This window comes from Pseudomonas sp. LFS044 (genome assembly GCF_047978245.1).
In the GTDB taxonomy this organism is placed as follows: domain Bacteria; phylum Pseudomonadota; class Gammaproteobacteria; order Pseudomonadales; family Pseudomonadaceae; genus Aquipseudomonas.
In genome coordinates this window covers 98,196-112,069 of sequence record NZ_JBFPFX010000020.1, presented here as the reverse complement: position 1 = coordinate 112,069, position 13,874 = coordinate 98,196, and the positions used below count along the sequence as shown (strand labels likewise).

Below are 13,874 nucleotides of genomic sequence, written 5' to 3'. Positions count from 1 at the left end.
CATGCCAACAAGGCTGGCAACTATGGCCTCACAGGCCATGGCACGTTGCAACAAATGTAGGAGCGGGCTTGCCCGCGATGCGCCGCGCGGGCGGCGCTCGATCTCAAGGGCCCTGAAGATCTTGAGCCATACAAATAGCCATTAGTGGCAATTCACTTTCAACTTTCTGATTATCTGGACAATAATCAGAAAAGTATTACCCCGTGTGACCGGCTGGATGCACCGGCCACCAAAAAAATCGAGGGGCGAAAAGCCCCCGTTTGCCCGTGTTGACCATCAGGAGAAGTCATCGATGAAAACCCCTCTTGCCACTGCGCTGGCCGCTGCCGTATTGGCTTTCGCCGGGGCCAACCTGGCCCAGGCGGCGCAGGTTTCAGGTGCCGTTGGCGCCACCAGCCAGGGCGACATGACCTACCGTATCGGCTTGTCGTTCGACTGGGACAAGAAATGGCTGCAAAGCAGCACCGGTTACGTGAGTGGCTACTGGGATGCGGCCTACACCTACTGGGAAGGCGGTGATGCCAGCGGCGCCCACTCGCTGTCGTTCAGCCCGGTGTTCACCTACGAGTTCAGCGGCTTCACCTACACCCCGTACATCGAAGCCGGCATCGGCCTGGCGGCGTTCTCCAAGACCGAGGTGGGCGACCAGCGCCTGGGCTCGTCCTTCAACTTCGAGGACCGCATCGGCTTTGGTCTGAAGCTGCCGGGCGAGCAGAAGGTCGGCATTCGCGCCATCCATTACTCGAACGCCGGCATCAAGCAGCCAAACGACGGCATCGAGTCGTACTCGCTGTTCTACACCAAGGGCTTCTGAAGCGAAGGGGCCGCATCGCGGCCCCGGCAGCTTAGAAGGTGTAGGAAACCCCAGCCTGCACCGTACGCGGCGCGCCCGGATAGACGTAGGTATTGAACGCCCCCTCGTCATAGCCCTTGTTGAACACGTTCTTCACATCCAGGTTCAGCCGCACGTGCTCGTTGACCTTGTAGAAGCTCAGCAGGTCGACGACGCTGTAACGCTCCATGGTGTAGGTGGTCGCAGCGGTCTGCCCGGCACGGTCATCGATGTACTTCACCCCAACACCCAGGCCCAGCCCTTTGGCCACGCCATCCTGGAACTCGTAAGTGTTCAGCAGGCTGAAGCTGTTACGCGGGATGTTCGCCAGGCGCGTGCCGGTCGGCACCGTGTTGTCCTGGGTGACCTCGGCGTCGACATACGCGTAGCCACCGATCACACGCCATTGCGGCGTGAGGTTGCCGGCAATGTTGATGTCCAGGCCGCGGCTGCGCACTTCGCCGGCCGCGATGCTGTAAGTGCCGCTGGGGTCATTCGGGTCGCGGGTCAACACGTTCTCTTTGACGATGTGGTAAATCGCGGCATCGACACTCAGCTGACGGTCCAGCGCCTCCCATTTCACGCCCAGTTCATACGACTTGCCCTTTTCCGGGTCAAAGCCGCTGCCTTGCAGGCTGGCCCCACTGTTGGGCTTGAACGAGCGCGCGGTATTGGCGTACACCGCCAGCGTATCGGTCAGGTCGTAGAGCAGGCCGAACCGCGGGGTCACACCGTTCTCGCCCTTGCTGAAGTCGCCCGCAGTGTTGAGCTTGTTGTCGTAGTCATGCTCGTAGCGCTCGAAACGCACGCCGGCGAGGGCCTTGAGGCGATCGGTCAGGGCGACCTGGTCCTGGATGAAGGCCGCCCAGGTTTTGAGGTTTTCCTTGTCGTGCGTGGTCGTACGGGTGAGGGCAGGGCGCGCCTGGCCCTGCACCGGGTCGAAAATGTCGATTGGGTAGGCGCCGGTGCCGGCGGCCGAGCGCTGGATGATCGAGTTGTAATCGTAGTCTTCGTACTCGATGCCGGTCAGCAGGGTGTGGGCAAAGCCGCCCGCGTCGAAGTGGCCGGTGAGGTTGAGCTGGTAATCGCGGTCGGTCCACTCCAGCTTGCGGTAGTTGAAGTTGCGACCCAGGGTGCGGCCGTCCGCCTGCAAGCCGTTGGCTTCGACGGCGTTGCCCTTGAGCGAGCCGTCCAGCCATTGCATGCCGCCGCCGAGCGTCCAGTCATCGTTCAGCGCGTGCTCGAAGCGCAGCTGCGCCATGTTGTTATCGTTGTGCAGCAGGTTGTCGCTGCCTTTTTCCCAGATGTTGGTATCGCGTGACGCCGTGCCGCGCTGGCCGGGCAGGCGAGTGAGGCCGCGGTCCAGTGGGTGGTTGTTGCGCATGAAATCGCCCTCGAAGACGATCCTGGTGGCGTCGTTGACCTGCCAGCTGAGTACCGGCGCGACGTCGTAGCGTTCGCTCTCGACATCGTCACGGAAGCTGTCGCCGCCTTCCCCCAGCACGTTCAGCCGGTATGCCAGCGAGCCGTCCTGGTTGAGCGGCCCGGTGGCGTCCAGGGTGGCCCGGTGCATGCCCTGGTCGTCGAACTGGCTGCCGAGGGTCACCTTGGGGTCGGCCAGCGGCTGCTTGCTGACCACGTTGAAGGTCCCGCCGGGGTCGCCACGGCCATACAGGCTGGTGGCCGGGCCGCGGATCACTTCCAGGCGTTCGACGCTGTTGGCGTCAGGCGCGTTGGGGTAGCCCCGGTTGATCGGGAAGCCGTTGCGGTAGAACTCCCCGGTGGTGAAGCCGCGCACGGTGAAGGTGGTCAGGCCCTGGCCGCCAAAGTTGTTGGCGCGGCCGACGCCGCCAGCGTAGTCCAGGCCGTCCTGCAGGCGGGTGGCACCGGTATCTTCGAGCACATCCTTGGGCACCACGCTGATCGATTGCGGGGTGTCGTGCAGGGCGGTGTCGGTGCGGGTGGCACTGGTCGAGCGGTTGGCCTTGTAGCCATCGACTGGGCCATCGGCGCGCTCGCTGTCGGCGCTGCCAGTAATGCTCAGGGCCTGGAGTTCGATCTGCCTGGGGTCGTTGAGCGGTTCGGGCTCGGCGAAAGCCAGCGGGGAGACAGCATGGAGCACACAAAGCGAAACGAATGTGCGACGCATCGACGGTACGATCCTGAAGTAGGGCGTTAAGGATGGGGAGGAAGCGCCGCGAAACTACTACGAATCATTATCAAATGCATTCTTTTTAAATGGAGCTGGAGTGCCAGGTTGGGGGCGAGGCTGGCCTGGAGGATAGTGGGGGGATCGCGAGGCGCTTGCCGTAGGATCCTCAGCGCCCTTGAGATCGAGCGCCGCCCGCGCGGCGCATCGCGGGCAAGCCCGCTCCTACATTTGTTGCAACGCGCCGTTCCAGTCAGGCCATGGTTGTTCGCCCTGGTGCATGGCTGAGGACAGGTGGGGCGCCGGCAGCACCAACGGAAAAATCGCGTCATGCTACCAAGGCTGACAACTATGGCCTCACAGGCCATGGCACGTTGCAACAAATGTGGGAGCGGGCTTGCCCCGCGAAGCGCCGCGCGGGCGGCGCTCGATCTCAAAGGCCCTAAAGAACTCAAGACAAGCGCTTCGCGATGCGCCGCGCGGGCGGCGCTCGATCTCAAGAGCGCTGAAGATCCCAAGGCAAGCGCATCGCGATGCGCCGCGCGGGCGGCGCTCGATCTCAAGGGCGCTGACGATCCCGAGGCAAGCGCTATGCGATCTCATGACCGGCAAAAATTCCAAGACATACCCTAGCAGACCCCTTTGATCGCCAACACATTGCACAGCGGTTGTTCCAGCACATGCGCCGTAGTCCCGCCAAGGAACGTCTGCATGGCGTCATGCCGGTGGCTACCCATCACGATCACATCCATGCGGCTATGGCTGACAAACTGCGCAATCGCGCGTATCGCCGGCCCTTCAAGAAAATGCCGGCGTTCCAGCGGGACCTGATGGTGGTCACCCAGCCGGTTGAACGCCGCCCGCTGCGAGGTGCGTACACTGCCATCAAAGCCGGGCATGGTCACTGTGCCGGCGCCGAAATCGGCGATATGGGTCCGTGCCGCATCGCACACATGCACCAGATGAACCTCGCCGTTGCATTGCAGCGCCAGGGCATGGGCGCAGTGAATGACCTGCTCGTCCAGGTGTTCGCCAGCGCCGTGGCTGTTGAGGTCGACCGCTGCGGCGATCTGCCGTGGCAGTGGCAGGCGAATGTCGCTGACCAGGTGCACCGCCACCGGGCTGTCCTTGAGCAGTTGCCAGTCCAGCGGCGTCACCAGCAGGCGCTTGAGCACCGGTTCGTGCTGCACGTCCTTGACCAGCAGGTCGCAGCCTAGCTGCTCGATACGCTCGATGGCACTGCCCAGCGGGTCGCGGGTCAGCAGCAACTCGGTGGAGACATCCAGGCCGGCAGTGCGCAACTGCTCGGTGGCGTCGGCCAGCCATTGGCGGTTGTCGGCGAGCAATCGCTCGCGTTCGCGGCCGTCGCCCATCAGGCCGAAGGTGTCGACATCGTCGACGAACACGTTGATGTCCAGCAATGCACCACTGGATTCGGCCAACGCCGCCGCGCGTTGTAGCGCCGGCGTGTATCGCATCTGCGGGCCGAGCATGATTAACAAACGCTTGAACTGGCTCATCGCACACCTCCACGTGTGGGCAGCCCCCCGGTTCATGCCATCTGGTCTGTTCAGTCTAGCCCCTGTGGGGAAGCGCTGCGGCCTACAGTTGCCTGCCAGGTGCCCCAGCCTCCTGCCACCCCCCGCCCAGCGCTGCATACAGGTTCACCTCGGCCACCAGCTGCGCCAGTCGGTCGCTGATCAAACCCTGCTGGGCGGTGAACAGCGAGCGTTGTGCATCGAGGAACGTCAGGCTGCTGTCTACGCCAATGCGGTAGCGGTGTTCGGCCAGGTTGTAATAACGCTGGTTGGACGCCACCAGGTCGCGCTGCGCCTGCAACTGCCGCTGGTAGGTGGCCCGCGCCGCCAGCCCGTCAGCCACTTCCTGAAAGGCGCTCTGGATGGCCTTTTCGTACTGTGCCACCTGGATGTCCTTTTGCAACTGCGCGTAGTCGAGGCTGGCGCGCAGGCTGCCGGCGGTGAAAATCGGCAAGCTGATCTGCGGTTGGAACAGCCAGGTGCCGGAGCCTGCGTCGAACAGCCCGTTCAGCTCCGGGCTGGTGCTGCCGGCATTGGCGGTCAGGCTGATGCTCGGGAAGAACGCTGCCCGCGCTGCGCCGATATTGGCATTGGCCGCGCGCAGCTGGTACTCGGCCTGCACGATGTCCGGGCGGCGGCGCAGCAGGTCGGAGGGCAGGCCAGCCGGCAAGCCCGCGATCTGTTCGTCGCCCAGGGGCAGGGCGGCCAGGTCAGCGGCCACCGGTGCGCCCACCAGCAAGGTCAACTGGTTAAGGTCTTCGGCCACCTGGCGCTTGTAGCGCGCCACCGCAGCACGGGTGCTGTCGACACTGGTGCGTGCCTGGATCTGGTCCAGCGCCGACACCGTGCCTGCGCGGCGCTGGTTGCTGGTCAGGCGCAGGCTGCGTTCGTCCGCAGCCAGGGTTTCCAGGGAGAGCGCGAGCAGTTCCTGGTCGGCACGCCAGGTCAGGTAAACGTTGGCAACACTCGCCACCAGGCTCAATTGCGTACTGCTCCGCGCCTGATCGCTGGCCAGGTAGGTGAGCAGCGCCTGGTCGCTGAGGCTGCGCACCCGGCCGAACAGGTCCAGCTCGTAGGCGCTGACGCCCAAGGTTGCCGCATAGGTCGAGGAGATCACGCCCTGGTCAGTGCCGGTCATGCTGCGCGGCAGGTACTGGCGCGTACCTTGGGCGTCGGCGGACACCTTGGGCAGCAGGTCGGCACGCTGGATGCGGTACTGGGCGCGATAGGCCTCCACATTCAGCGCTGCGGTGCGCAAGTCACGGTTGTTGGCCAGGGCAGCGTCGATCAACTGGCGCAGTACAGGGTCCTGGAACACCTGGCGCCAGTCCTGCGCAGGCTGGCGTGCCAGCGCATCGCCCTGGTAAGCCGGCCCTTGCGGGAACTGTTCGGCCACCGGCGGCGCCGGGCGTTGATAATCGGGCGCCAGGGAGCAGCCGCACAGCAGTACAGCGCACAGGGTAAGGGCATGTCGGGGCATTACCGGTTCTCGCACAGTCAGGCGCCCGCCATCCATTTCGCCAGGCCGTGGCGGCCACTGACCCCCAGCTTGGCGGTGGCGCGCTTGAGGTAGGTTTCGATCGAACTGTTCTTCACATTCAGCCGTTGCGCCATCTCGGGCACGGTGCCCCCTGTCAGCAGGCCCAGGCAGACTTCCTGCTCGCGGGTCGAGAGCTTGACGGCATCCTGCGCCAGGCGTTCGGTCAAGGATTGGCGCAGCGAGCCGGCGTCCACAGCCGAAGCGGCTGTACCGGCCCGGCGAGCCGTGCCTTGGCCCAGCAGCTGGCCATGGTGCTCCACCAACGGCAGCAGGGTGTCGGAGAGGCTCTTGAGCTGCGACAGCTCACTCAGGCTGAAGGGCCGCTGGCTGGGCAGGCGATGGAAACAGATGACCCAGCGGCGGTCGCCGCTGCGCGAAACCAGGTTGCACTGGTGGGCACTGTGGCAGGCGTTCAGGGGGGCCTTGAATTCGATCAGCAGTGGGTCCTTCATCTGCATGATGCTTTGCAGCAGCGGGTGGCGCACGGTATCCACAGCCTGCGGTTGCTCAGGCCCGGCGCTGCCCAGCAGCTTGATGCGGCTGACACTGGCCTGGCGCGGGTCGAGGGTCCATTCGCTGAGGTCGAGCCTGTGGACCGGCACCTGGGCATCGACCAGGCGATACATCTGCTCGGCGAAGTCATCGGCGCCGCTGCTGGCGATCAGCTCGCCCAGTTGCAGATACAGCTGAGGGTCGGGGCGGTAGTCGAGGCTGGCGGTCAGCTTCATAGCGTTGTCGTCCTTGATTCAAAGCGTTACGGCGGGTGGTCTCGCAGTCGAGTCTCCGGGTGGCAAGCGGGTGATAGCGGTATTCAAGCGTGCCCGGATTGCTGCGTCTGTAGCGGGAAACCGGGACAGAAAATGCCAGTAATGGCTGCATGCAATGTAGGCATGGATGCGGTGCCGCAGCAGGCGTTGCGGCCAGCAGCCAGCGAATTGACGTCATAAGCCTGTCGGTTCGCGGCTGATCCCGCACTATCCCCCTGGGCGTAGGCCATCAGGGGCAGCTGGCTATGGCCAATCTCCTACAGATATTTAAGCCGCCGTGGACGGCCACCGGGATTGTCCGGGTTTAAGGGGCCATACAGGGTGGGGTGACGATGCTTGAATCCGCGGATGATCAATCAGAAGGACCTGAGCCCTCATGCCTGCCGCCCAAACCTTTGCCCTGACCGTTGCCCAGCGCGACATCTGGCTGGACCAGATCAGCCACGGCGACTCGCCGCTTTACAACATAGGCGCTTACGTCGAGCTGGGTGGTGCTGTTGACGTCGAACGTCTGCGCGCGGCCCTGGCGCACCTGGTGGCGTTGCACGACGGGCTGCGTACGGTGCTGGTGCCCGGGCAGGGTGTACCCCGCCAGCGCTTTGCCGAAGACCTGGCGGTGGGCTTGCCCGAGCACGATCTGCGCGCCAGCGACGACCCGTTTGGCGCCGCCCGGCGCCTGCTCAGCGCCCAGATGCAAAAGGTCTTTGCCTTGGATGGCGGCGCCCTGTGGGCCGCGCAGTTGGTCAGGCTGGAAGATCAGCGCTACCTGCTCGCCCTGCAGGCGCACCACCTGATCCTCGACGGCTGGGGCGTTGACCTGTGGTTCAAGCAGCTCGCCGACTGCTATGGCCTGCTGGGGCAGGGCCTGCCTTTGCCTGCCACGGGGCCGTCCTACCGGGAATTCATCGACGACGACGCCCAGTATCAGGCATCGCCCCGTCATGGCCGTGACCGCGACTACTGGCTGGGCAAATTCACCCAACTCCCCGACGCCTTACTGGTACCGCGTGAACGTGGCGCGGTACAGGCCGGCGAGCCGAGTGCCGCCCTTGAGCAACCTTTCGATGCCGGCCTGCTGGCGCGGATGCGGCAGCTGGCAACAGACCTGCAGGCTTCGGCGTTCCATGTACTGCTGGCGGCGATGCATGTGTGCTGCGCGCGCACCTGGCAACGCGACGAGTGGGTGGTCGGCCTGCCAGTGCGCAACCGTGGCAACGCACGGTTCAAATCGACCATGGGGCTGTTCACCCAGGTCAGTGCATTGCGTATGGATTTTGGTCGCAGCCGTTCGTTCGCTGAACTGGTGCAGGGCATACGTGACGCACTCAAGCAGGATTTTCGCCACCAGCGTTTCGCCTTGAGCGAACTGAACCGGGCGCTGGGTGCGCTGCGCGAAGAGCGGCCGCAACTGTTCGAGCTGATGGTGTCGTTCGAGGAGGACAGCAACGACCTGCGCTTCGGTGAGGTCAGCGGCCATACGGTGATGGTCTGCAACAGCCACGAGCCGACGCCGCTAAGCGTGCACCTGCGCAGCAACAGCTACAGCGACCAAGCCTGCCTGCACCTGGTGTACAGCCGAGCGTGGTTCAGTGCCGACGAAGTCGACGCGCTGGCTACCCGGCTGCTGCATGTGCTCGAGCAAGGGTTACAGCAGCCTGAATCGAGCATTGGCGCCTTGCACCTGCCGACCGCCAGCGAGCAGGCACAACTGCAGCAGTGGAACGATTCGGCGGTGGCCAGGCAGCAGGGCGAGATGCTGATCCACCGCCGCATCGAAGCCCAGGCCAGGGCCCGGCCGCAGGCCATCGCCGCGCTACACGAAGGTAATAGCCTGACCTACGCCGAGCTCGACCGGCGTGCCAACCATCTGGCAAAACACCTCATCGGCATGGGCGCAGGGCCCGACCAGCGGGTCGCGGTGGTCGCCCAGCGTGGCCTGGATACCCTGGTTGGCCTGCTGGCCGTTCTCAAGGCCGGGGCTGCGTATGTACCGATCGACCCCGCTCACCCGCAGGAGCGCCTGGCCTACCTGCTGGACGACAGCGCGCCGCGGGTGGTGCTGACCCTCTCGCACTTGCGTGACCGCCTGCCCGCCCACGGCCGGCCACAGGTCGAGCTGGACCGCTTGTCATGGGCCGGGGCAACGGGTGATGCGCCCGCCGTCGCCCAGCTCGCAGCCAGCCACCTGGTCTATGTCATCTACACCTCCGGCTCCACCGGGCTGCCCAAAGGGGTCATGGTCGAACACAGGATGCTGGCCAACCTGGTCGATTGGCACTGCGCCAGTTTCGACCTGGGGCCAGGCCGGCACCAGTCGAGCCTCGCCGGTTTCGGCTTCGATGCCATGGCCTGGGAAGTCTGGCCGGCGCTGTGCAGCGGCGCCACGCTGCATCTGGCACCGGTGCGCGACGGCGCCGAGAATATCGACGCCTTGCTGCAGTGGTGGCGCGACCAACCGCTGGACGTAAGTTTCCTGCCTACCCCGGTGGCCGAACATGCCTTTGCCCAGGGCGTACTGCACCCAACCTTGCAGACCCTGCTGATCGGCGGCGACCGCCTGCGCCGCCTGGCGCGCGAGCGCCGCTACCGGGTGATCAACAACTACGGCCCCACCGAGGCCACGGTGGTAGCGACCTCCGGCCTGGTCGAGGCGGGCCGGCCACTGCATATCGGTGGCCCGGTGGCCAACACTCGCCTGCATGTGCTGGACGAGCATCGCCAGCTGCTGCCGATTGGCGCGGTGGGTGAGCTGTATATCGGCGGCAGCGGCGTAGCCCGTGGCTACCTGAACCGGCCCGAACTGACCGCCGAACGCTTCCTCGACGACCCGTTCTGCCCCGGCGCTCGCCTGTACCGCACCGGCGATCTGGTGCGCTGGTTGGCCGACGGCACGCTGGAATACCTGGGGCGCAATGACGACCAGGTGAAGGTCCGCGGTGTGCGGGTGGAACTGGCGGAAATCGAAGCGGCGTTGGCCAGCCATGCTGCGGTGCGCGAGTGCGTGGTGCTGCTGCGCGACGGCCAATTGCAGGCGTGGTTCATTGCCGAGGCGGCGGTGGCACCCCGTGAACTGCACGAGCACCTGCGCGAGCGGCTACCGGCCGCCTTGCTGCCAACGGCCTACATCAACATCGCAAGCTGGCCGCTCACCGCCAACGGCAAACTCGACCGCCGCGCGCTGCCGGCCGCCGACGAGGCAGCCAAGGTGCGCCGCGAGCACCAAGCGCCGATCGGTGAGGTCGAGCAGCGCCTGGCACTGCTGTGGGCCGAACTGCTGCAGGTCGAGCGGGTAGGGCGCCAGGACCACTTCTTCGAACTGGGCGGCCATTCGCTGTTGGCGGTGCAACTGATCGAACGCATGCGCCAGCAGGGCCTTCAGGCTGACGTGCAGGTGCTGTTCGGCCAGTCGACCCTGGCCAGCCTGGCTGCCGCGGTAGTGGTGGGGGAAGCCGCAACGGTACCGGGCAATGGCGTGCTGGCGGGGTGCCAACAGATTACCCCCGACATGCTCACGCTCGCCAACCTCAACCAGGCCGCTATCGATCGGATCGTCGCGGCAGTGCCGGGTGGCGCTGGCAATGTGCAGGAAATCTACCCGCTGGCACCGTTGCAGCAGGGTTTGCTGTACCACCATGTCACCGATGCCCAGGACCCCTATCAGCAGCAGGCCCTGTTCGCCTTTGCCAGCCATGCGCAGCTGCAGGCCTTTACCGATGCCCTGCAGCAGGTGATCGAGCGCCATGACATCCTGCGCACCAGCCTGGCCTGGGACGGCCTCGAGCAGCCGCAGCAAGTGGTCTGGCGCCAGGCGCCGTTACCCGTCGAGCGCTGGGCGCCTGAAGTGCAAGGCGGCGATGTGGCGGCGCAGCTGCGCAAGGCCTACGACCCGCAACAACGGCCGCTGGACTTGCGTCAGGCGCCGATGATGGCAATGGTCTGCGCCGAAGACGCGGCGCAAGGCCGCTGGCTGGGCCTGCTGCGCTTCCACCACCTGGTCAACGATGCCGTTTCATTGCAGGTGCTGTTCGGCGAACTCGACGCGTTCATGCAGGGCCGGGGCGAGCAAATGCCGCTGCCGGTGCCCTACCGCAACTACGTGGCGCTCAGCGGCGCGACAGAGCGCCAGGCCCACCATGAGGCTTACTTCCGTGAGCAGCTGGCTGGCGTCGAGCCCCCGGCCCCCGTGCCGGGGCTGGGCGCCGTGGCGGTTGACGAGCAAGACCTGCAGACGCATGCCGTGGCGCTGGAGGGTGGCTTGAGCGAGCTGCTGCGTACTCGGGCCCGTGCCCACGGCGTGAGCCTGGCCAGCGTGCTGCATTTGGCCTGGGCCCAGGTGCTCGGCAGCTTGTCGGGCCGTGACGAGGTGGTGATCGGCACCGTGCTGCTGGGCCGGGCCATGGCCGGTGAGGGCGCCGACCGTGCGCTGGGCATGTTCATCAACAGTTTGCCGCTGCGCATCAGCCTGGGCGACCAGCCGCTGGGCCAGGCATTGACGCAGACCCACGCGCGCCTGGCCGCCTTGCTCGGGCACGAAGACGCGCCCTTGCTGCTGGCCCAGCGTTGCAGCGGGCTGCCGGCCGCCACGCCGTTGTTCGAAAGCCTGATCAACTACCGCCAGGGTGCGCTGCCGCAAGGGCAGGTGCTGCCCGGCGTAGCGCTGATCGCGGCCAGCGAAGTGCTGAGCCACGGCAGGGTGCTGACCGTGGATGACCTGGGCGATACGCTGCAACTCACCCTGCGTGCACCCCGTGCGATCGGCGCAGCGCGGTTGCTGGGCTATTTGCTGACCACCTTGCGCCAGTTCGCCGACGGCCTTCAGCAAAGCCAGCCGCTCAATACCCTTTGCAGCGTGCCCGCCGATGAACTGCGGCAGCTGTTGCACACCTTCAACCACACCGAAGACCGGCAAAGCCCGTTGGGCAGCACCCTGCCTGCGCTGTTCGAGGCCCAGGTGCGGCGCACGCCGCTGGCCATTGCCTTGCAGGCCGAGGACATCAGCCTCGACTACCAGACGCTCAATGCCCAGGCCAACCGCCTGGCCCACCGCCTGATCGCCCTGGGCGTTGGCCCCGATGCGCGTGTAGCCATCTGCGTGGAGCGAGGCGTGTCGATGATGCTGGCGCTGCTCGGCGTGCTCAAGGCCGGCGGCGCCTATGTGCCGCTGGACCCAGGCTACCCGGCCGAGCGCCTGCGCTTCATGCTCGAAGACAGCGCGCCCACCGTGGTGCTGGTGCATGGCGCTACGCTGGGCCTGTTCGATGCGCTTGCAGCGCCGGTGCTGGACCTGGACCGCGACGATTGGCCAGCCTGCAGCGCCGAAAACCCGCAGGTGGCGGGCCTGGGGCCTGGGCAATTGGCCTATGTGATGTACACCTCCGGCTCCACCGGTACGCCCAAGGGCGTGATGATCGAACACCGCGGCCTGTGCAACCTGATGCACTGGGGCTCGCAGATCTGTCCGCCGCAGCCTGGGGATGCCTTGCTGCAACGCGCGCCGTTCAGTTTCGATGGCTCGGTCTGGGAGCTGTTCTGGCCGTTGTGTGCCGGCTTGCGCCTGGTACTGGCGCGCCCCGACGGCCACCGCGACCCTGCGTACCTGGTGCAGTTGATCCAGGCGCGGCAGGTGACCACGATGAAGTTCGTCCCAGCCTTGCTGCACCAGTTTCTCGAAGAGCCGGGCGTCGAGCGCTGCACCAGCCTGACCGACATCTTCTGTGGCGGTGGCGAGTTGACCTTGGCGCTGTTGCGCAGCCTGCGCGAGCGGTTGCCCAAGGTGCGCGTGCACAACGTGTATGGCCCCACCGAAGCGACGGTCGACAGCACCGCCTGGACCCTGCAGGCCCATCAGCCGCTCCCCGCGCTGGCGCCACCGATTGGCCGGCCGATCGCCAATACCCGCCTGTATGTGCTCGATGCCCACGACCGCCCGGTGCCCTTGGGCGCGGTGGGGCAGTTGCACATTGGCGGCGTTGGCGTTGCCCGTGGCTATCTGGGGCTACCGACGCTGCAGGCCGAGCGCTTCATCGCCAGCCCGTTTGCGCCGGGCGACCGCCTGTACCGCACCGGCGACCTGGTGCGCTACCGTGAGGATGGCGAGCTCGACTTTGTCGGGCGTAACGATTTCCAGGTCAAGCTGCGCGGGCTGCGGGTCGAACTGGGTGAGATCGAAGCAGCCTTGGTGGCGCACCCGGCCATTGGGCAAAGCGTGGTGCTGATGCGCGAAGAACGCCTGGTGGCCTATTTCACCTGCCGCGACGCCAGCCCGGCGCCCGCCCTGCAAGTGCTGCGCAGCCATCTGCTGGCGCGCATGCCCGAGTACATGGTGCCGCAGGCATTTGTCGCCCTGGCGCAACTGCCGCTGAGCCCCAACGGCAAAGTCGACCGCCAGGCGCTGCCGGCGCCCGGTGAAGAGGCGGTGATCAGCCGTGAGTACCGGGCGCCGGAGGGTGAGCTGGAGGCGGCGCTGGCGGCGATCTGGACGCAAGTGCTGAAGATCGAGCAGGTGGGGCGCGAGGACAACTTCTTCGAGCTGGGCGGCCATTCGTTGCTGGCGGTAAGCTTAGTGGCGCGCATGCGTCAGGCCGGGTTGCATGTCGATGCCCGCACCTTGTTCAGCCAGCCGACCCTGGCCGGGTTGGCGGCTAGTACCCGACGCGAGCAGGTGGAGGTAGTGATACCGCAGACCACCATCCCGAGCCTGGGCACGCGTCGGCGGATTTGAGGGTGTTCGCTGTGGATTTGGGGGGAGATAGAGTCGGGGCTACCGGAGGCCTGGCTTGGATTTTTCGGTGATGCACAAATCGAGCGCCGCCCGCGCGGCGCATCGCGGGCAAGCCCGCTCCTACATTTGTTGCAACGCGCCGTTCCAGTCAGGCCATGGTTGTTCGCCTTGGCGCATGGCTGAAGACAGGTGGGGCGCCGGCAGCACCAGCCGAAAAATCTCGTCGAGCCATCAAGGCTAACAACTATGGCCTATCAGGCCATGGCACGTTGCAACAAATGTAGGAGCGGGCTTGCCCGCGATGCGCCGCGCGGGCGGCGCTCGATC

Annotated in this window: 6 protein-coding genes; 2 read left to right on the top strand and 4 right to left on the bottom strand. The window is 65.8% G+C overall.

Going from position 1 to position 13,874, the window contains the following annotated elements; translation table 11 throughout:
- The first annotated feature begins 292 nt into the window (after positions 1–292).
- Entirely contained in the window at positions 293–814 is a 522-nt protein-coding gene (locus ACNQPL_RS17845; protein WP_346613257.1) for an acyloxyacyl hydrolase, read from the top strand.
- A 31-nt stretch (positions 815–845) separates the two neighbouring features.
- Here ACNQPL_RS17845 and ACNQPL_RS17840 read toward each other — a convergent pair whose 3' ends face one another.
- The 4 genes from ACNQPL_RS17840 to ACNQPL_RS17825 all read right to left on the bottom strand — a co-directional run bounded on the left by ACNQPL_RS17840 (position 846) and on the right by ACNQPL_RS17825 (position 6,787).
- Positions 846–2,981: a TonB-dependent siderophore receptor gene (locus tag ACNQPL_RS17840; RefSeq protein WP_346613258.1), complete on the bottom strand. Its 2,136-nt coding sequence runs from the start codon at positions 2,979–2,981 to the stop codon at positions 846–848.
- A gap of 629 nt (positions 2,982–3,610) precedes the next feature.
- Positions 3,611–4,501: a universal stress protein gene (locus ACNQPL_RS17835; RefSeq protein ID WP_416467426.1), complete on the bottom strand. Its 891-nt coding sequence runs from the start codon at positions 4,499–4,501 to the stop codon at positions 3,611–3,613.
- Positions 4,502–4,583: 82 nt separating this feature from the next.
- Entirely contained in the window at positions 4,584–5,999 is a 1,416-nt protein-coding gene (locus ACNQPL_RS17830) for an efflux transporter outer membrane subunit (protein ID WP_346613260.1), read from the bottom strand.
- Between the two features lie 17 nt (positions 6,000–6,016).
- Positions 6,017–6,787: a helix-turn-helix transcriptional regulator gene (locus ACNQPL_RS17825; protein WP_346613261.1), complete on the bottom strand. Its 771-nt coding sequence runs from the start codon at positions 6,785–6,787 to the stop codon at positions 6,017–6,019.
- A 415-nt stretch (positions 6,788–7,202) separates the two neighbouring features.
- On the opposite strand from ACNQPL_RS17825, the gene ACNQPL_RS17820 reads away from it, so the two are divergent.
- Positions 7,203–13,547: an amino acid adenylation domain-containing protein gene (locus tag ACNQPL_RS17820; protein ID WP_416467425.1), complete on the top strand. Its 6,345-nt coding sequence runs from the start codon at positions 7,203–7,205 to the stop codon at positions 13,545–13,547.
- Positions 13,548–13,874 lie beyond the last annotated feature (327 nt).